The following is a 19,083-nucleotide window of genomic DNA, read 5'->3' as shown; positions in this document are numbered from 1 at the left end:
GCAGCATCCTCACGACATAAAAACAGAAAACTGGAAGTGTTTGATATGGATACGGATATGTCTGTGAACGCAATTTATGCCGATGTTTGTGGTTCGGCACCGGTCTCGACGAGTGTGAGCAAGATGCTCCAGGCTCTGTTCTCGACCCGCCAGTGCGCCAACCCCAATGCCAACCATGCTCTCGGTGTGCAATTGCTGGAACGGGTGGAGCGGGCGCGCGGCAGCGTTGCTCGATTGTTGAATGTCGATACGCAATGCCTGATTTTCAATAGCGGCTCCAGCGAAGGCTGCGCGCAGGTTTTTCATGATTTTTTCGAGCGCTACAAGCACGATCGTCCGGTGGTGCTCTACTCGGCCATTGAACACGCTTGTACGCTGCAGAACATCAAGCGTTACGGTCTGGAAGGGCTGCATGCTGTCGCGGTAAGGCATGACACAAGCGGTTTGCTCGACCTTGAACAGCTGCAGCACTTGTTGATCGCACATCACGGTCGACCGACGCTGGTCTGCGTCATGGCCGTGCATAACGAGACCGGGGTGATTCAACCGCTCGAAGTCATAGCCGGTATGGTCAAGGCGCAGGGCGGAACGCTGTTTTCCGATATGACCCAAGCCATTGGCAAAATCTCGGTGGATCTACAAGCATCCGGCGTCGACTTCGCCATTGCCTCGGGACACAAGTTCGGTGCCCTGCCTGGGGCTGGGTTTCTGTATGCGCGAAATCGTTACGACTTGTCGCCCCTGATTGCAGGCGGCGGCCAAGAGGGCGGGCTGCGCGGTGGTACTCAGAATTACCCGGGTATTCTCTCGATCGAAACGGCTTTGCAGGAAAAACACTTCAAGTATTCGGACGGAAATGGCCAGGTTCAACACGCGAGGGAATGGTTTGAAGGCAAGCTGCAGGATCTGATCGGTGAAGTTGTCGTGATCGGACAGCGCGCGCCACGGGTGCCATGCGTCAGCTTCGTAGCACTGCCGGGGGTGAACACCAAAAAACTGCAATGGTTACTCAACAACCAAGCTATCTACGTTACGGGTGGATCAGCTTGTTCGGACAAGAAAAACAACCTGTCCAATACCGTCACGCAATTGGGCTACCCTGAGCTGATCGCCGCGAGTACGGTGCGAATTTCCATTGCAGAAGAACAGTGTCAGGTCACCTACGAGAGAATTCTGGCCGGCATCGCTCAGGCTTTGAATTTGCCGCTCAACGCATCGGCAGCACGGTTTGAGGAGCACGCCTTGTGAGAGTGGTGACGTCCGGTTCGGCCTACCTGGACATTGATGCATACGCCTGCTGCATTGCCTACGCCGAACTGCTGAACGGCCTAGGCGTGGCGGCCCGAGCGGTCAGCAGTGCGCCGCTTAATGCCAGCATTCCTCTGCATCTGAAGATCAATGGTGATTCGCTCGACGATTACCTGCCCAAAGCAACGGATGAATTCGTCCTGGTGGATGTTTCGGACTATCACCATTTCGACCCCTTGGTGGTGCTTGATCAGGTTGTGGAGGTCATCGATCATCATCCCGGTTACGAACATTACTGGGAGCAAAGACTCTTCTCTGCGGCCGATATCCGTCCCATCGGTGCTTGCGCCACACAAGTCTTTCAGCGTTGGGAGAGCGCCGATTTGTTGCCGGATATCAGTCAGCACAGCGCGGCGCTATTGGCCACGGCGATACTGGACAATACCCTGAACTTCACCGGACAAATGACCACCGCGCGGGATGTTCAGGCGTATGCGGTGCTCGCGCGGCTGGCGAATTTATCGGCGGGCTGGCCGGAACAGTATTTCATCGAGTGCCAGGCTGCCGTTGAATCTGACCTTGGCGGCGCATTGGCTGCTGATCTGAAACAAATGAAGCCTGAAACCCAGCTGCCGCGGGTATTCGCGCAAATGACTGTGTGGGATGCCGACACGTTGTTGCAAAAACATCGCTCAATAATCCACCGCTGGATGGCAGAACAGGGCGATGACTGGGTGCTGAACCTCATCAGTATCCGCGACCGAAAAAGCTGTTTGCTGGCCGAATCACTCGTCAGTCAGCACAAGCTGAGTGCTTTTTTGTCGCTCCACTGGCACGCTGGAATGGCTGTGCTAGAGCCGTCCATGCAGCGCAAAGAGCTGTTGAAACTGGGTCTTTCGGTCTCTTTATAAGCGTGCCATCCAGCATTAATGGCGCGGTCAATTTTCAGCGGACTGCCGCCTGGCGAAGAAATTCCGGGTGGAGCACCCCTCAAGGCGCACCAAACATCATCGTCCAGTAAACCCCTTCGGCGCTGCGTGCTTCGCTGGCGAAGCCGGTGCCGACCTGGGTGAACATCGGGTTCATCAGGTTGGCGCAATGCCCGGGGCTGGCCAGCCATCCGGCCATGGCCTTGCCCGGTGAGCTTTGGCCGGCGGCGATGTTTTCGCCGATTTGCCGACCACGGTAACCGGCGGCGCGGGCGCGGTCGGCCGGTTGCTCGCCGTCCGGGTCGCGGTGGGCGAAGTAGTTGCCGTAGGCCATGGCTTTGCTGTGGCCCTGAGCGGCGGCGCCCAATGCCGCGTTCCAGCTCAGGGGCCGTGCGGCGGCGAAGCGCTGGCGGCCGCACATTCGTGGGTGGGCGCGGACGGCGTTGACTTCAGCGAGCAGTGCCTTTGCGACGCTGCGGTTGTCACCGACGCGGCTGTCGAGCACCGGTCGCGCCAGCACCACTTGCCATTGATTGCGCGAGCGGCTGACGCCGATGTCGGCATACGTCGCATCGAGCAGTGCGGCGCAGTGCTCGTCGAGCAATTGGTCGAAAGCTTCTTCGGCGTCCTCGGCACCGATCACACGAATACTGCGCACTGCCGTGGCGGCGTAGCCCGAGGATTTCAGCGCCTCACGCATGCCGCCGGCGTAGCCGTAACCGATCGGCAGGGCCAGGTTCGCGTTCAGTCGCAACGGTGCCAGACGTTGCGCCGGGCGCCGCTCGCAACGTTGCGGATGGGCACGATAATCATTGATCGCGGCCACCAGTTGCCGCTCCGCGCCGGCATGAGCGGTTTCGATAAACAGCGCAGAAAGGATCAGCAGGCACAGCGAAACGAAGCGAGACGAACGTACGGCGTGGCGCATGGGGCGGGCGGCTCTGAAGGGGGACAGCGTAGAAGTCGAGTGAACCGCGGAATGCGGCGCGGGTAGGACTGGCGATTCGCGACTTGGTTCAAGCGATGGGTGGCGGTTTTGGTGTGGGGCGACAAAGGGCGTGATCAGACAAGATGCAATGTTGCGCTGGATGACGCCATCGCGAGCAGGCTCACTCCTACATTTGAAATGCAATTCCCCTGTAGGAGTGAGCCTGCTCGCGAAGGGGCCCTTTCGGACAACTCGACTTTCAGCGATTCAACACGTCGCCCATCCACCGCAAATACTCCTCCCGCGCGGCAATCGAGTTATGCCCCGACTCCGGCACCACCCGAAGCACCGCCACGCCAGCAGGGAAATTCTCCAGCAGGCGCTGGGTGCTGGCACGCGGAATCACCTCATCATCACTGGCCGCCAGCAGCAACGTCGGCATGCGGATATGTGCGGCATATTTGCCCGACTCGAAGCGATCCTTGAGCAGCCACTTCACCGGCACCCACGGGTATTGGCGCACGGCGATTTCTTCAAGGCTGTTGTAAGGCGTCACCAGAATCAGCTGCTGCACCGGTCGCTGGCTGGCCAGGCGCACGGCGACACCCGAGCCGAGACTGCGCCCGATCACGACGATCTGCGGATGACTGGCGTAAACCTGATCGAACAGCGCCAGCGCATCCTCGGCAATCGCCGCTTCTGACGGCGAGCCGTCGCTGTCACCGAAACCACGGTAATTGAGCAGGTACAGCGCGTAATCAGGAAACGCCTCGGCAAACTCCGGCAGATTGCGCGAAACGTCCTCGGCATTACCGCCAAAGTACAGCAGCGCCCGCGGGCCGTTATGAGCGCGGGTAAGCACCGAAACCTTCGCGTCGGGCATCGACAAGGTCATCTGCGAGTCAGGGCTGGCTATGGAGTTGGGCTGCGGGAAGTAAATCAGCGAACGCTGAAACACGAACAGCGCCGCACACAGCACCAGGTACACAGCGACGAGCAATGCGACGAGTGACATCAAGGTTCGGGACATTCGGCTATTTTTAACCGTGGGTGAAGGTTGGCCGTCGCAGTGTAGTTCACTGCAATACTCGGCCGCTCGCCACACAACCGGCAACCGATCCATGCAGCAGGGGAGCCAGCATGAGCCACACTGAGGGTTATTCCCGCCGCCGCCTGCTCACGCTGGCGGCCGGGGTTTCGGCGGTCTTGAGCCTTGATCGGGCCTTGGCCAGCCGCACGACGTCCGCGACGACCGGAGGCCAGACCATGCAGACCCGCGCCATCCCCTCCAGCTCCGAGGCACTGCCAATCGTAGGCCTGGGCACCTATCGCGGTTTCGACGTGGCCCCCGGTGATGCGGTTTATCGGCAGTTGCCGGCGGTACTCGATCGATTGTTCGAAAAGGGCGGCACCCTCATCGACAGTTCGCCAATGTACGGCCGCGCCGAACAGACCACCGGTGAACTGCTGTCGATCCACCAGCCACGTTCGCCAGCGTTTCTCGCCACCAAAGTGTGGACGCGAGGGCGCGAGGAGGGCATCGCGCAGATGGAGCAGTCGTTCAGCCTGCTGCAAACCGAACGTATCGACCTGATGCAGATCCACAACCTGCTCGACTGGCAGACCCACTTGCCAACGTTGCGTGAATGGAAGGAGCAGGGGCGCATCCGCTACATCGGCATCACCCACTACACGCCCTCGGCTTACGATGAGGTTGAAGCGGTGCTGAAGGCCGAGTCTGTTGATTTCCTGCAAATCAATTACGCCCTCGACGATCGCGGGGTCGAGAAACGCATCCTGCCGCTGTGCCGCGAACGTGGGGTCGCAGTGATTTGCAATCGGCCATTCGGTGGCGGCGGCTTGCTCGCGCGGCTCAAGGGCAAGCCGTTGCCGGGCTGGGTTTCCGATGTGCAGGTCAACAGTTGGCCGCAACTGGCGCTGAAGTTTCTGCTCTCGCATTCGGCGGTGACGTGCGTAATTCCGGGCACCAGCAATCCGCGCTACATGGCGGACAACGTCAAGGCCGGGTTCGGGCCGATGCTGACCGATGCGCAGCGGCACCAATTGGTAGCGTTGTTGGGGTAGCCGCAGCGGCGGGTTATTGCTAAAGCGTCTAAAAGACTGTCAGGTCTGACAGTGGAAAGGGCTGTCGCTGTGATCAATGATGGTGGTCTTCGGTTCTGAAAAGGAAGGGCTGCCATGAACAGCGTCCGCCAGACGTTGACCGGCAGTCTAGTGGGCTGTCTGTTGGCAATGTCCCTGAACGCTTCGGCAGAGATGACGCAGTACATCTGTCTCGGACAGGAGAGTGGGCAGCAAGCGACGGTGCTTGCAGCGTCCGAGGCGCAAGCCGTCAGGTTGGCCAGGATTTACTGGCGGACCGCTGGTTGTTTTAAAAACGAGGCGCTCAACCACGATAGCGCAGCGCTTCCAGCAACAACGCAAACGCCGGCGCTGCCTGGCGACGACTCGGGTAGTACAGATGATAACCGGCGAAGCTCGGGCACCAATCGATCAGCACCCGCTGCAAATGACCGTCGTCCAGGTACGGTGCGGCGACGTTTTCCGGTATGTAGCTCAGGCCGAATCCGTCGAGTGCGGCGTTCAGTAGTGGGTAGACCCCATTCAAGGTGATCTGCCCGGATACCCGCACTTTCAGGCTCTCGCCGTCCTTTTCGAATTCCCATGCGTACAAGCCGCCGTTGGTTGGCAGGCGCAGGTTGTTGCAGGCGTGGTCGGTCAGGTCGCGTGGGGTTTGCGGCGCGCTGCGATGGGCGAAATAGGCAGGTGAGCCGACCACGGCCATGCGCATGTCCGGGCCGATGCGGGTGGCGATCATGCCTTGTGCGACGTCCTCGCCCAGACGCACGCCGGCGTCGAAGCCTTGGCCGGCGATGTCGACGAAGCCGTAATCGCAGCACACTTCAACGGCGATGTCCGGGTAGCGCAAGAGGAAGTCCTGCAGCACCGGGCGCAGGATCCAGTCCAGCGAATGGTCGGTGGCGCTGAGGCGAATTTTCCCGGCCGGGGTATCGCGCAGGCTGCTCAGGGCTGCCAGCTCCACTTCGATTTCTTCGAAGCGCGGGCCGATGGTTCGCAACAAGTGCTCGCCGGCCTCGGTGGGCGAAACGCTGCGGGTGGTGCGGGTCAACAGGCGCAGGCCCAGGCGTGCTTCGAGGCCGCGAATGGTGTGGCTCAGCGCCGACTGCGAAACGCCGAGCTTCGCTGCCGCTTTGGTGAAGCTGCGCTCGCGGGCCACCGCGAGAAAAGCGAGCAGATCAGTGGCGTTTTCTCGAAGCATTGATGAGTCGTCCGCATAAGTTTTTTCGCATTCTAGGCGATTATTCGCAGAGTAGGGCTGGGTACAGTGGTGGCATTGACTATCAAGAGGAATCGCCATGAACCCGATTGCCGCTTCGGCGTTGACCCTTTCCCTGTTGGCGGGCGAGGTGCAAGCCAATGAAAACCCACGCGTCAGCGTAACCCCGAATGGCTCGCAGCCTTCGGCCCAAGGCCCGGCGGACTGGTTTACCGGCACCGTGCGGGTGGATGCGCCGTTCAAGGGCACCGGGCAGGCGCGGGTCAGCGGCGCGACGGTGACCTTTGAACCGGGCGCGCGCACCGCATGGCATACGCATCCGTTGGGGCAGACGTTGATCGTGACGGCGGGCGCGGGGCTGGTGCAGGAATGGGGGCAGCCCGTTCGGCGGATCGGACCGGGCGATACGGTCTGGATCGCACCGGGGGCCAAGCATTGGCACGGCGCTGCACCGTCCACGGCAATGACGCATATCGCCATTGCCGAGGTGCTGGAGGGGAAAGTGGTGGATTGGATGGAGCAGGTGGGGGCTGAGCAATATCCGCAGACCGAGTAAACCCCTGACCCTCACCCCAGCCCTCCCGAAACGTCGGACCGCCCGGAGGGAGAGGGAGCCGACCGAGGTGTCTCACGTCTTGCATCGACCTGAAAAATCGTATCGCTTACAGATACACCGCAGCGCGTCGAGGCCGATGCAACCCTCAAATATCCCCCAATCGGTCCCCTCTCCCTCTGGGAGAGGGCTAGGGTGAGGGGCTTTTGAAGGCCTCAGATCATTTCCGGCAGCGACGACAGCACCTTGTCCAGAGTAATCGGATACTCCCGCACCCGCGCGCCGGTGGCGTTATAGATCGCATTGGCCACCGCCGCACTGACGCCGCAAATCCCCAGTTCTGCCACGCCTTTGGCCTTCATCGGCGAGGAAATCGGGTCGGCCTCGTCGAGGAAAATCACCTCCTGATGAGGAATGTCGGCATGCACCGGCACTTCATACCCGGCCAGATCGTGGTTGACGAAAAAGCCCAGTCGGGTATCCACCGCCAGTTCTTCCATCAACGCCGCACCAACGCCCATGGTCATCGCGCCGATCACTTGGCTGCGCGCCGAAGTGGGGTTGAGAATCCGACCCGCCGCGCACACCGCGAGCATGCGACGCACGCGGACTTCGCCGGTGGCGGCATCGACGGCGACTTCGGCGAAGTGCGCGCCGAACGTCGACTGCTGATATTTCTCCGCCAGATCGCCGAATTCGATGCTGTCCTCGCCGACCAATGCGCCGCCTTCCGCGGCATTGCGCAATGGCAGGGTTTTACCGCCAGCGCGTACCTGGCCGTCGACAAATTCGGCCTGATCAGCCTCCATGCCAAGTTTCCCGGCTACCGCTTCACGCAGTTTCACACACGCGGCATACACCCCGGCGGTCGAGCAGTTGCCGCCGAACTGGCCACCGGAGCCCGAAGATACCGGGAAGTCGGAATCCCCTAGGCGCACGGTCACATCGTTGAGGCCGACGCCGAGCATTTCCGCAGCGGTCTGCGCAATGATCGTGTAGCTGCCGGTGCCGATGTCAGTCATGTCGGTTTCCACCGTGACCTTGCCATCGCGTTCCAGCCGCACTCGCGCGCCGGACTTGACCAGCAGGTTGTTGCGAAACGCCGCCGCCACGCCCATGCCGATCAGCCAGCGGCCTTCGCGGCGCGTGCCAGGTTTGGCGTGGCGCTGATCCCAGCCGAATTTCTGCGCGCCAAGCTCCAGACACTTGACCAGTTGACGCTGGGAAAACGGCCGCTCGGTTTTGACCGGGTCGACCTGGGTGTCGTTGACAATACGGAATTGGATCGGGTCCATGTTCAATTGCTCGGCCATTTCATCCATGGCGATTTCCAGCACCATCAACCCAGGTGCTTCACCCGGTGCCCGCATGGAATTGCCCTCGGGCAGATCCAGCGGCGCGAGGCGCATGCTGATCCGACGGTTTTCTGCGGCATAGAGTAATTGGCTCGGCTGCGCGGCGAGTTCGACCTTGCCGTCAGCGAGGTTGCCCGACCAGCCTTCGTGGGCGATAGCGGTGAGCTTGCCGTCCGCCGTTGCACCCATGCGAATGCGCTGAATCGTCGCCGGACGGTGAGTGGTGTTGTTGGCCATTTGCGGGCGGGCGAGGGCGACTTTCACCGGGCGGCCAGCCATGCGTGCGCCGAGGGCGGCGAGTATCGCGTCAGCGCGTACGAACAGTTTGCCGCCGAACCCACCGCCGACGTAAGGCGAAACCACGCGCACGTTTTCTGCTGGCAGACCGAGGGTCTTGGCCACGTCGCCGACCGTCCAGGCGACCATCTGATTGGAGGTCCACAAGGTCAGGTGATCACCGTTCCACGCCGCCAGGGTCGAGTGCGGTTCCATCATCGCGTGGGACTGGTCGGGCGTGGTGTAGGTGCGGTCGAACTGCACCGGCGCAGCGGCGAAGGCCTTGTCGAAATCGCCATGATTGACGTCGGGCAATTCGTCTTTCGGCTCGACGCCCAGGTCGCGGACGCTGGCCAGGTCGAACTTGCCTTCACTGGTTTCGTAGTCGACCTTGACCAACTGCGCCGCCGCGCGGGCCTGTTCGAAGGTCTCGGCCACCACCAGCGCAACCGCTTGCTGATAATGCTGCACCTCGGGGTGGGCGAGCAGGTGCGCGGCGTTGTATTGGCCCTTGTCGAGCTTGCCGGCATTCGCGCCAGTGACAATCGCCAGCACACCGGGCGCGGCTTTTGCTTCGTCGAGGTGAATGGCTTTGATCCGGCCCTTGGCAATGCCGGAATCGACCATGAAACCGTACGCCTGATTGGCTGCCGCTTCGTGTTGCTCGTAGGCGTAGGTCGCCTGACCGCAGGTTTTCAACCGGCCTTCGACGCGTGGGGTGGGTTGGCCGACCACTTTTAACTGGTCGATCGGATTGGTGGTGGCAGGCGTGTCGAATTTCATGCCGTTTCCCTCGCTTGCGCCAACACCGCGCCGAGCGTGCGCTCGACCAGGGTCAGTTTGAATTGGTTGTCGTGGGTCGGTGTCGCGCCTTCGAGCAGGCGCTGGCTGACGGCTTTGGCGCCTTGCGGCAGCAACGCTTCAGCCGCTTCGACGCGCCACGGTTTCGGCGCAATGCCACCGACCGCCACGCGGCCGCTGCCGTCCGCTTGCAGGATCAGCCCGACCGAGACCAGCGCAAACGCGTAGGAGGAGCGATCGCGCACCTTGTGATAAATGTGCGTGCCGCCCACCGGTGGCGGCAGGGTCACGGCGGTGATGAACTCGCCGGGCGTGAGGCTGGTTTCAATGTGCGGCGTGTCACCCGGCAACTGATGGAAATCGGCCATGGCGATGCTGCGCGTGGTGCCGTCGGGTTTTACCGTTTCAATCTGTGCATCGAGGGCGCGCATGGCGATGGCCATGTCACTCGGATGGGTGGCAATGCACGCCTTGCTGACGCCAATGATGCCCAGTTGTCGCGTGACCCCGCCGATGGCTGCGCAGCCGCTGCCGGGGTTGCGTTTGTTGCAGGCCTGATGGGTGTCGTAAAAGTACGGGCAGCGGGTGCGTTGCAGCAGGTTGCCAGCGGTGGTGGCCATGTTGCGCAACTGTCCCGAGGCGCCGGCGAGCAGCGCGCGGGAGAGCAGGGCGTAGTCTTTGCGCACGCGCGCATCGGCAGCCAGATCAGTGTTGCGCACCAGCGCGCCGATGCGCAGACCGCCTTCTGGCGTGGCTTCGATCTGATCCAGGCCCAGGTGATTGATATCGATCAGATGCGGCGGTGTTTCGATGTCGAGCTTCATCAGATCGAGCAGGTTGGTGCCGCCGGCGATGAATCGTGCGCCTTCGACCTGAGCGGCTTGCGCGGCGGCAGCGGCGGGCGAGTCGGCGCGGCTGTAATTGAACGCTCTCATGCCGATTCCTCCGCGACTTCAGTGATGGCTTCGATGATGTTCGAGTAGGCGCCGCAACGGCAGATGTTGCCGCTCATGCGTTCCTGTAATTCGGCGGTGATCAGCTGCGGTGGTTCAGTCAGACTCGGGCTGACATGGCTGGGGATGCCGTCGCGGATCTCCTTGAGCACCGCCACTGCCGAGCAGATCTGCCCCGGCGTGCAATAGCCGCACTGATAACCGTCATGTTTGATGAACGCCGCCTGCATCGGGTGCAGCGTGTCGGGCATGCCGAGGCCTTCGATGGTGGTGACCTCGCTGCCTTCGTGCATCACCGCCAGGCTCAGGCAGGAATTGATCCGCCGGCCATCGGCGATCACCGTGCAGGCGCCGCACTGGCCGTGATCGCAGCCTTTCTTGGTACCTGTCAGATGCAGGTGCTCGCGCAGCGCGTCAAGCAGGGTGGTGCGGGTATCGACGTTCAACTCGCGCGGTTGGCCGTTGACGTTGAGGGTCACTTTGCTCATGGCGGGTTGCTCCAGATTGGCCGCATAGGCCTTGAGGCTGATAAACGGAGGCATCGCATACGCGGTTGCAGTCACAGCGCCGAGGATCAAAAAGCTGCGTCGGGAAATCGTCATGGTTCGATTCCTTGTCTCTCATCAGGCGGCAGGGATCACAGATGGCCCTGTCGGGCGCGCCGGCATGCATGCCAGTCTCGTAAAAGGAGTGACCGCGGGGGAGGGGAAAAGGTTTTGTCGGATTTCGTGCTAAGCGTTATGCGCGCCGTTCATCAATTATCAGGCCAATTCGAATCCCTGTGGGAGCGAGCAGGCTCGCTCCCCACAGGGGCAATGTGTTGCGCCGGGTTAATGTGCGCCCACCACCATCGAGGTAAACGGCGCCACATACGCCTGCAATGTCACCAGCCCGCCGACGAGGATCGCCAGTACGATCGAGTGGAAGAACACGTAGCGCAGGATCTCGCCCTCATGCCCGTACCAGCGGGTCGCGGTGGAGGCGACCACGATCGATTGCGCATCGACCATTTTGCCCATCACCCCTCCGGAGCTGTTCGCCGCCGCCATCAGCACCGGGCTGATGCCGAGCTGTTCCGAGGTGACCCGCTGCAAGCCGCCGAACAGCACGTTAGACGCCGTGTCCGAGCCGGTCAGCGCCACCCCGAGCCAGCCGAGCAAGGTGCCGAACATCGGATAGAAAATCCCCGTCGCCGCAAACGCCAGACCCATGGTCGCGTCCAGCCCTGAGTAGCGCGTGAGGAACCCCAGCGCCAGCATCGCCGCAATGGTGATCAGCGAAAACCGCACCACCCACAGCGTGCGCAGGTATTGCTTGATCAACTGCGGGATCGAATAGCCCATCAACAGCCCGCCGACAATCGCCGCCAGCAGAATCCCGCTGCCGGTCGCGGTGAGCCAGGTGAATTTGTACACCGCTTCTTCGGCTTTCGGCGCGGCCACCACGGGCGGCACTTTTTCGATCTGCAAATGCAGGCTGGTGAAAGTTACGGCCGGGGCGAAAATCGGGTTGGCCTCGCGCAGCGGTTTGCCTTGCGCATCGAGCCTGGCCGACTGCGTCACCGGATCAATCGCCGGGCGGGTGTCGAACATGTTTTTGAAGCCCTGGGTGCCCCAGGCAAACACGAACACCGTGAGGATGATCCACGGCATCCACGCGCGCATCACCGCCGGCCGCGCCTGATCGCTGAACGCGGCGCTGGCGGTGACTTTTTCTTCGTCGACCCTGGAGTTGTCGACGCGCCCCGAAAGTGCCGCCGAAGTATGAATGGTCGCCGGTTTCCACACCCTCAAAAACAGCGTCAGGCACGCCATGCTAATCAGCGCGGCGATGACATCCACCAGCATCGGCCCGTGGTAGTTCGATACCAGAAATTGCGGAATGGCAAAGCTGACGCCGGCCACCAGAATCGCCGGCCACACTTCAAGCATCTTGCGCCAACCGGCGAAGGCCCAGATCAGCCAGAACGGCACCAGCACCGAGAAGAACGGCAATTGCCGACCGACCATCATCGACAGCTCCATTTCATCCAGCCCGGTGACTTTCGCCAAGGTGATGATCGGCGTGCCCAGCGCGCCGAATGCCACCGGCGCGGTGTTGGCGATCAACGCCAGCCCCGACGCCGCCAACGGCGAAAAGCCCAGGCCGATCAGAATCGCCCCGGTCACCGCCACCGGTGTGCCGAAACCGGCCGCGCCTTCGAAAAAGGCACCGAAGCAAAAGGCGATCAGCAGCAACTGCAAACGGCGGTCGTCGGTGATCCGTGCCAGTGAATCCTGCAGCACCTTGAACGAACCGTTCTCGGTGGTCAGGCGATGCAAAAAGATGATGTTGAGCACGATCCAGCCGATCGGCAGCAGGCCGTTCGCCGCGCCGAACAGCGCCGCTGAACCGGCCATGCCCGCCGGCATGTCGAACGCGAAAATCGAAATCAGCAGGGCCGAGGCCAGCGCCAACAGCGCGGCCAGATGCGCCTTGACGTGGAAAAACGCCAGCGCCGCGAGCATCACCACCACCGGCACAGCGGCCATCAATGTGGAGAGCACTGGATTGCCAAACGGGTCGTACACTTGCTGCCAGACCATGGTCCACCTCTGCTTGTTGTTATTGAGGGCGCAGATCCATTGCGTGGGGGTTGGTTGCAAGCAGTATAGGTGGCGTTTCGCCGCTGTTCGGCGATGACGGACAAGGCGACAAACGGTCAATGCTGGCCACTGAATCAACCGCGTTTTGCCCGGTCGTATCTGCGGCTGCGCGCACTGCGCCCCGAAGGCGTGGGCAGCGTGGCCGTTTCCGTCGTCAAGACCTTGGTTTTAGGGAAATATTGAATGAAGCAAGCGACAACGATCCTGCTGACCGTGACCGCCGCCGTTTTGCTCGGTGGCTGCGTGGCGGATTTTGATGATGACCACCGCCATGGGCGGCATTATGACCGCGATCATGGTCGTTATTACGACCACGACCGACGCTGGGATGACCGCGATGACGATCGTCGCGACGGGCGTCGCTACTACCGTGACCGGGATGACGACTGATTGACCCAAAGCCCCAGGGAGGGGCGCAGGTGGCCTGCAGGAGAGGGGATGGACGCAATGATGGCAATTCAGTAGCATTCGCGTTTTTTTACCCTGCCAAGGAAGATCATGTCCATTGTTTCTCCGCTGCGCCTGGCCTTGTACGTGGCTGGCACAGTGCTGTCCTGCGCGCTGCTGGTCGGTTGCAACATCAACGGCACCTATCAGGATGCGACTGATCCTGACGCTGCCAAGGTACGGTTCGTCGCCAATACCGACAACGCCACGATCGACTATTTCGATGCCGGGCACTGCGACGGCTTGACCACCGGCATGCTCAACAACGTGCTCATTGGCGACAGCAAGCGCCGCGCAGGAATGCTGGTGGCGCCGCCGGAAAAAGCACGCGGTTACCTTGAACTCAAGATCAAACCCGAGCAGCCGGCTTACCTGCGGGTCAACACTCAGGTCGGTTACGCCACCTGTGGCTCGGGGTTTTCCTTTACGCCCAAGCCTGGCAACGAATATGAAGTGACGCTCAATGTCACCAAGACGCAGTGCATCACTTCGTTGCGTCATCTGCAGCGGGTCGACGGTAAAGACGTGCGCACCGTGATGCCATTGGACAGCTCGGCACTGGCCGCGTGCGTGGGGCGTAACCCGATCTTTCCAAAACCGCCAGAACTGCTGCCCGACACGCCGCAGCGCACGTTATTGATCGACCGCATCATCGCAGGCAGTCTCTTCGTATTCATGAAGCCGGACGCGGACAAAACGCCGCAAGCCAGCTTTTCAGCAGAAAAACTCGATTCGCTGATCAACGACCGCAAGGCCAAACTGGGCTTTACGTTGCCGGACGATTACTGGGCGCTGTATCGCCAGAACCTGATCGAATTCGACAAGGAAAGCGCGACCACCAAAGACCAGGCGATGCAACGCACCCAGGACGAATATCGCAAGCGCCTGCGCAGCATCGATGACAAGCGCCTGACCGAGTGGGCCCGCGTAGATGGAAAGGATGGCAAACGCGGCAACGCGGCGCCGGTCGGCGAAGAGAAATCCATGCTGATGTTCTATTTCCAGGCCTCCAACCGCGTGATGGCCGAAGCCATCGACCATCACCTTGATCGAATGGCCGCCATGGATGCGAAATACGAAGTCTGCTCGCGCTTCGCCGACTGCTGGAAGCGCTGATCGCTGACGATGCCAGAAAGCCCACTGAGCCGAAGCGGCCAGTGGGCTTTTTCATGGCTGTCTGTCACGCAGACAGGTTATCTCAAGGATTAAAAACGAGCGCTCGCCCGGACGCTGGATCGCGCAGGCACGGCGGCCTCGATGTCCAGCAAATGGGTGGCGAGAATGTCGCTCAGAAAACGGAACTGATCGTTGAAGCCGACCACTTCATTGCTGAAGTGATTGCTGGCAGCGGGCATCAGCAGAGCTTCGAAGGCTTCGTTGAACACCAGCGCGCCGGCCTTGTGCGACACCACCTGCTGGGCGTAATAGTTGCTGCCGAACACCGGGAAACTCACGCAGAGGGTGACTTGGGTGTGAATCATGTTGTGAACTCCTCGTTGTGTTTCGGATGGCTTAATCGTGCCTTTCATGGGCGGTTGACGGAAGGCAATCGTGGCGATGGTGAATATCGATGGCGGTGATGGTTGGGTTCTGCGGAGCTGCTGATGGCCCCTTTGCGAGCAGGCTCGCTCCCATATTTGAAACGCATTCAACCCCTGTGGGAGCGAGCCTGCTCGCGAAGGGGCCGGAACATCCAACTCACCTTTGACTGACCCACCTATACTCAAAATTCGCCACACTCGTTTGAAGGACCCCACCGTGAATCCGCGTGCGCTGCTGATCGCCGCACTGCTCACCCTGACCGGCTGCGCCACTTCGGCGCGGGCGCCGGTGATCGCGCCGCGCGCCGTCGTGGTGTCACCGGCCACCTGGCAGCAGGTCGACCGGGAAATCGTCAGCGCATCGCAACAGGCCACCGCGCAGGTCAAGCTGTTCGCCCGTGGTTCGATGGAACATTGGCGCACTCGGGTCTATCAGCAAACTGAAGAAAATTTCATCCCGTGGTTCAGCAGTTACTGGACCCAGGAATGGCTGTCGATGAAAGTCAGCTGGTACACGATCAATGCGGGTGGCGAGCAGGACGCCTCGGCCAAGCGGCTGGCGGCGTATCTGCTTGAGCAATATCAGGAAAGGGTGTTGGCGCCGGTGGCGGTGGAGATCGACCCGGACGCGATTCTCGCTCAGGCCACCGCGTTCTATGCGCAACTGATGGCGCAGCAGATGCCGTTGATCGCCCAACGCCATGGGGTGCCGCTGGCGCAGCTCAACGGGCGCTTGCAGAAAGTCCCGGCCATCGCCCTCGGCCCACCACCGGCGCGCGATGCGTCGTTGTTTCAGGTCATCAGCACTGAACCGCTGAATACCCTGCCGGCGTATGCCGCGCTGATCGACAAGATCCACACCGACGGCGGCGCCAAAGGCATCGCCTCGACCGAGACGGCGATGGCGCCGGTGGCCAAACGCGCGAGCCAGCGCATGGAGGCGGAAATGGCCCCGCGCGGCGCCGCCAGTGCGGTAGCCGCGGCGGCCGGGAAGCTCGCGGGTGGATTGATATCGGTGGGCGTGGCGGGGATTCGCGCAATCATCCAGGCTAACGACCGCCCCGACAGCGAAGCGCTGATCCGCAGCAGTCTGGGCGGGACCTTCGACAAGGCCTGGCTGAAGCTGGTGCAAAACCCGACCACCGGGGTGATGGCCGGTACGCTGCACATGGCCGGGCAGGTCGAGCGCCATCTGGGTGGCGGTGATGAGCCGCCGGTCGGGCTGGGCGTAAATCGTGTCGAATGGCAACCGCCGCAATCGACCAGTCAGCAGATCGAACCCAACGAGCAAGGAGAATGATCATGGCTTACATCGATATTTTCGTGGCGCCGGTGCCGAACGCCAATCACGAGCAGTACAAAAATCACTGTGAAATCGCCGCGCGGCTGTTCAAGGAATACGGCGCCACAGAGGTGATGCAGTGTTGGGGCGATGACGTCCCGGAAGGCAAACTCACCTCGTTCCCCATGGCGGTCAAACTCAAGGATGGCGAGACCGTATCGTCCGGCTGGCTGATCTGGCCGGACAAGGCCACCCGCGATGCCGGCATGGCGAAAATGATGGAAGACCCGCGCATGCAACCGGACGTCAACCCGATGGGTTTTGATGGTCAGAGGATGATTTTTGGCGGTTTCAAGAGCCTCCGCGAATCCTGATCACGCCGTAGATCCTTTGTAGGAGTGAGCCTGCTCGCGATAGCGGTGTGTCATTCAGCACGAATTCGCCTGACACACCGCGATAGCGGTGTGTCAGGCGAATTCGTGCTGAATGACACACCGCTATCGCGAGCAGGCTCACTCCTACAGGTTTTGTGTTCACTCGGGTGAGGGGGTGGTGCGGCAACTTTTGCGGTTGCGGATCTGTTCATCGGTCGGGCGTTCGCGGACGAACTCGAACCGCGGTTCGCCCTCGCTGTAATGCACCAGCCAGCCCCATTCCAGCTGGCTTTCATCTTGCCCGGGTTGCGGTGGCCGGGCCCACCACGGTTCTTTGCTGAGGATCTCGCGCATGGCTGCCTCCGGTTGATAGCGATCCTTGAACTATAGCCGCCTGTCACCGGTCGTCAGAACAGGCTGTGTAAAATCGACGGCTGACAGTAAACCAAGGGGGCAGGGACCATGATCGATGAAGCGCGCAGGGATGAGCCGTTCAAGCGGCTGTTTTTCGCGTTGGACTGCCCGCCCGCGCAGCGCAAGGCGATCGCGCAGTGGCGCAGTGAATTGCGCCTGCGAACCGGCAAACCGGTGCCGGCGGATAATTTTCATCTGACCCTGCTATTTCTCGGCGCCGTGCCGTTGGCGCAGATTCAGCCAGTCTGCGAAGCCGCGGCCCAGGTGCGCACGCCGGGCGCCGCGTTAAGGATTGCTCTGGATCGCCTGCAGGTATGGCACCGCGCCGGGGTCTTGTCGCTGTCGCCGGAGCAGGCGCCGCCGGCACTGTTGCGTTTGGTCTACGCACTGGAACAAGCCATGTTGCCGTTCGGTTTTGAAGAGACACCGCGCGAATTCCGCCCGCACCTGACCCTGGCCCGGGAATTTCGCGCACCTGAGCCTGAGGCCGGCACACCGCCGGAATTCTTCTTGCGCGCCGAACGCTTCGCCCTGTTCGAATCGCACAAGGGTCGCTACCGGCTCATTCAAGACTGGCCGCTGATTTGACGGCACAAAAAAAGGCGCCCGAAGGCGCCTGAAGTCACCTGAACCGAGGAAGCCAGGTGAGGCCGTTCAGAGCAGGAGGCAGCGGTGGTAAAGCGCTGCGTGAACGGAAAGGGTTGCGCAGCTCGGTCCACGCTCTGCGTGGGAACGATCAATTGTTGAAGCCAGCGAGAGTCCCTGTGGGAGCGAGCCTGCTCGCGAAGGCGTCGGCTGATTCAGCGATTTTCATCGCCTGACGCACCGCTTTCGCGAGCAGGCTCGCTCCCACATTTGGATTTGTGTTCGGCTCACTTGCCGAGTTTCACCCGCGTCCAGCCGCGCGTCATGATCCGCTGCGTGGCGATCGGCTGATCCGGCACGGCATACAGCGTGGCCATCACCGCTTGCGACGGGTAGGAGCCGGGGTCGTTGCGGATCGCTTCGTCCACCAGTGGCGTTGCCGCGGCGTTGGCATTGCTGTAGCCGTTGCTGTTGGTGATTTCGGCGATGATCTCCGGGCGCATCAAAAAGTCCATGAACAGGTAAGCATTCTCGACGTTCGCCGCATCGCGCGGGATGGCGACCATGTCGTAGAAGCTGCCGGCGCCTTCCTTGGGAATGCTGTAGTCGATTACTACGTTGTTACCCGATTCCACCGCGCGGGCTTTGGCCTGCAGGACGTCACCGGAGTAACCGACCGCCACGCAGATGTTGCCGTTGGCCAGGTCGGAGATGTATTTCGAGGAATGGAAATACGCCACGTCCGGGCGGATTTTCATGAACAGCGCCTCGGCTTCCTTGATGTGCGCCGGGTCCTTGTCGTTCACCGGGTAGCCCAGATAGTGCAGTGCAGCCGGGATCATCTCGGTCGGCGAATCGAGGAAGCTGATGCCGCAAGCCTTGAGTTTTTCAGCGTTCTCGGGCTTGAACAGCAAGTCCCAGGAGTTGGTCGGGGCGTTGGCGCCGAGCACTTCCCTGACCTTGGCCGGATTGAAACCGATGCCGATCGAGCCCCACATGTACGGGAACGCGTGGGCGTTGTCCGGATCACTGGCAGAGGCGTTTTTCAGCAGCACCGGGTTGAGGTTCTTCCAGTTCGGCAACTTCGATTTATCTAGCGGTTGATAGACGCCGGCCTTGATCTGCTTGGCCAGAAAACTGTTCGACGGCACCACCAGGTCGTAACCGGATTTACCTGCCAGCAAACGTGCCTCAAGGGTCTCGTTGCTGTCGAAGACGTCGTAAGTCACGCGGATACCGGTCTCGTCTTCGAACTTCTTGACGGTGTCCGGCGCGATGTAATCGGACCAGTTGTAAACCCGCAGCACTTTATCGTTGGCCTGGGCGCCCATGACCATTGCGCCCATCAAGGACAGTGTCAGCAGAGTCCTGCCAAACATTTTCATCGGTACAACTCCATTCTTTTTATTCACTTCAAGCAAAGGCCCCTCACC

General features: G+C 61.2%; 20 protein-coding genes. 10 read left to right on the top strand and 10 right to left on the bottom strand.

The window, feature by feature from the left end:
• Positions 1 to 45 precede the first annotated feature (45 nt).
• Together V6F91_RS23655 and V6F91_RS23650 are read left to right on the top strand one after the other, a co-directional pair.
• Positions 46 to 1,248: a cysteine desulfurase family protein gene (locus V6F91_RS23655; protein WP_332768691.1), complete on the top strand. Its 1,203-nt coding sequence runs from the start codon at positions 46 to 48 to the stop codon at positions 1,246 to 1,248.
• Positions 1,245 to 2,159 carry a DHH family protein gene (locus V6F91_RS23650; protein ID WP_332768689.1) on the top strand — a complete coding sequence of 305 codons (915 nt, stop codon included), beginning with the start codon at positions 1,245 to 1,247 and terminating at the stop codon, positions 2,157 to 2,159. Before V6F91_RS23655 ends, V6F91_RS23650 begins: the two co-directional genes overlap by 4 nt.
• 79 nt (positions 2,160 to 2,238) lie before the next feature.
• Here the strand turns inward: V6F91_RS23650 and V6F91_RS23645 are convergent, their stop codons facing one another.
• A complete protein-coding gene (locus V6F91_RS23645) occupies positions 2,239 to 3,105 on the bottom strand; it encodes a CAP domain-containing protein (RefSeq protein WP_332768687.1) in 867 nt (288 codons plus the stop codon).
• A 259-nt stretch (positions 3,106 to 3,364) separates the two neighbouring features.
• Positions 3,365 to 4,135, bottom strand: a complete 771-nt coding sequence (locus tag V6F91_RS23640; RefSeq protein ID WP_332768685.1) for an alpha/beta hydrolase — start codon at positions 4,133 to 4,135, stop codon at positions 3,365 to 3,367.
• 110 nt (positions 4,136 to 4,245) lie between these two features.
• On the opposite strand from V6F91_RS23640, the gene V6F91_RS23635 reads away from it, so the two are divergent.
• Positions 4,246 to 5,190 carry an aldo/keto reductase gene (locus V6F91_RS23635; protein ID WP_332768683.1) on the top strand — a complete coding sequence of 315 codons (945 nt, stop codon included), beginning with the start codon at positions 4,246 to 4,248 and terminating at the stop codon, positions 5,188 to 5,190.
• 322 nt (positions 5,191 to 5,512) lie between these two features.
• Here the strand turns inward: V6F91_RS23635 and V6F91_RS23630 are convergent, their stop codons facing one another.
• Entirely contained in the window at positions 5,513 to 6,406 is an 894-nt protein-coding gene (locus V6F91_RS23630) for a LysR family transcriptional regulator (RefSeq protein ID WP_332768681.1), read from the bottom strand.
• Positions 6,407 to 6,503: 97 nt separating this feature from the next.
• On the opposite strand from V6F91_RS23630, the gene V6F91_RS23625 reads away from it, so the two are divergent.
• Positions 6,504 to 6,980 carry a (R)-mandelonitrile lyase gene (locus V6F91_RS23625; protein WP_332768679.1) on the top strand — a complete coding sequence of 159 codons (477 nt, stop codon included), beginning with the start codon at positions 6,504 to 6,506 and terminating at the stop codon, positions 6,978 to 6,980.
• Between the two features lie 212 nt (positions 6,981 to 7,192).
• On the opposite strand, the gene paoC is transcribed toward V6F91_RS23625, so the two are convergent.
• The 4 genes from paoC to V6F91_RS23605 all read right to left on the bottom strand — a co-directional run bounded on the left by paoC (position 7,193) and on the right by V6F91_RS23605 (position 12,947).
• Positions 7,193 to 9,391: an aldehyde oxidoreductase molybdenum-binding subunit PaoC gene (gene paoC, locus V6F91_RS23620; protein WP_332768677.1), complete on the bottom strand. Its 2,199-nt coding sequence runs from the start codon at positions 9,389 to 9,391 to the stop codon at positions 7,193 to 7,195.
• Entirely contained in the window at positions 9,388 to 10,344 is a 957-nt protein-coding gene (locus V6F91_RS23615; protein WP_332768675.1) for a xanthine dehydrogenase family protein subunit M, read from the bottom strand. Before V6F91_RS23615 ends, paoC begins: the two co-directional genes overlap by 4 nt.
• Positions 10,341 to 10,964: an aldehyde dehydrogenase iron-sulfur subunit PaoA gene (gene paoA / locus V6F91_RS23610; protein ID WP_332768672.1), complete on the bottom strand. Its 624-nt coding sequence runs from the start codon at positions 10,962 to 10,964 to the stop codon at positions 10,341 to 10,343. The genes V6F91_RS23615 and paoA overlap by 4 nt, the downstream gene beginning before the upstream one ends.
• A gap of 228 nt (positions 10,965 to 11,192) precedes the next feature.
• Positions 11,193 to 12,947: an L-lactate permease gene (locus V6F91_RS23605; RefSeq protein WP_332768670.1), complete on the bottom strand. Its 1,755-nt coding sequence runs from the start codon at positions 12,945 to 12,947 to the stop codon at positions 11,193 to 11,195.
• Between the two features lie 69 nt (positions 12,948 to 13,016).
• Here V6F91_RS23605 and V6F91_RS23600 point away from each other — a divergent pair, with 69 nt between their 5' ends.
• From V6F91_RS23600 to V6F91_RS23590, 3 genes are all read left to right on the top strand, one after another.
• Positions 13,017 to 13,190 (top strand): hypothetical protein, encoded by a 174-nt coding sequence (locus V6F91_RS23600; RefSeq protein ID WP_332768668.1) that lies wholly within the window; start codon positions 13,017 to 13,019, stop codon positions 13,188 to 13,190.
• Positions 13,191 to 13,397 (top strand): hypothetical protein, encoded by a 207-nt coding sequence (locus V6F91_RS23595; RefSeq protein WP_093102387.1) that lies wholly within the window; start codon positions 13,191 to 13,193, stop codon positions 13,395 to 13,397.
• 108 nt (positions 13,398 to 13,505) lie between these two features.
• Positions 13,506 to 14,570, top strand: a complete 1,065-nt coding sequence (locus V6F91_RS23590) for a hypothetical protein (protein ID WP_332768664.1) — start codon at positions 13,506 to 13,508, stop codon at positions 14,568 to 14,570.
• Between the two features lie 89 nt (positions 14,571 to 14,659).
• On the opposite strand, the gene V6F91_RS23585 is transcribed toward V6F91_RS23590, so the two are convergent.
• Entirely contained in the window at positions 14,660 to 14,935 is a 276-nt protein-coding gene (locus V6F91_RS23585) for a hypothetical protein (protein WP_332768662.1), read from the bottom strand.
• A 277-nt stretch (positions 14,936 to 15,212) separates the two neighbouring features.
• Between V6F91_RS23585 and V6F91_RS23580 the strand changes: the two genes are divergently transcribed.
• Both V6F91_RS23580 and V6F91_RS23575 read left to right on the top strand, forming a co-directional pair.
• A complete protein-coding gene (locus V6F91_RS23580) occupies positions 15,213 to 16,295 on the top strand; it encodes a hypothetical protein (RefSeq protein ID WP_332768660.1) in 1,083 nt (360 codons plus the stop codon).
• A 2-nt stretch (positions 16,296 to 16,297) separates the two neighbouring features.
• Entirely contained in the window at positions 16,298 to 16,651 is a 354-nt protein-coding gene (locus V6F91_RS23575) for a DUF1428 domain-containing protein (protein WP_332768658.1), read from the top strand.
• 159 nt (positions 16,652 to 16,810) lie between these two features.
• Here the strand turns inward: V6F91_RS23575 and V6F91_RS23570 are convergent, their stop codons facing one another.
• On the bottom strand, positions 16,811 to 17,005 hold the full coding sequence (locus V6F91_RS23570) for a hypothetical protein (RefSeq protein WP_332768656.1): 195 nt from the start codon (positions 17,003 to 17,005) through the stop codon (positions 16,811 to 16,813).
• Positions 17,006 to 17,113: 108 nt separating this feature from the next.
• On the opposite strand from V6F91_RS23570, the gene thpR reads away from it, so the two are divergent.
• Entirely contained in the window at positions 17,114 to 17,653 is a 540-nt protein-coding gene (gene thpR / locus V6F91_RS23565; RefSeq protein WP_332768654.1) for an RNA 2',3'-cyclic phosphodiesterase, read from the top strand.
• 284 nt (positions 17,654 to 17,937) lie between these two features.
• Here the strand turns inward: thpR and V6F91_RS23560 are convergent, their stop codons facing one another.
• On the bottom strand, positions 17,938 to 19,035 hold the full coding sequence (locus V6F91_RS23560; RefSeq protein WP_332768652.1) for a polyamine ABC transporter substrate-binding protein: 1,098 nt from the start codon (positions 19,033 to 19,035) through the stop codon (positions 17,938 to 17,940).
• Positions 19,036 to 19,083: the final 48 nt, after the last annotated feature.

Source organism: Pseudomonas koreensis (assembly GCF_036668835.1).
In the GTDB taxonomy this organism is placed as follows: Bacteria; Pseudomonadota; Gammaproteobacteria; order Pseudomonadales; family Pseudomonadaceae; genus Aquipseudomonas; species Aquipseudomonas koreensis_I.
Note: the sequence above shows the minus strand (reverse complement) of the source record. Positions and strands in the feature narration are given on the sequence as shown.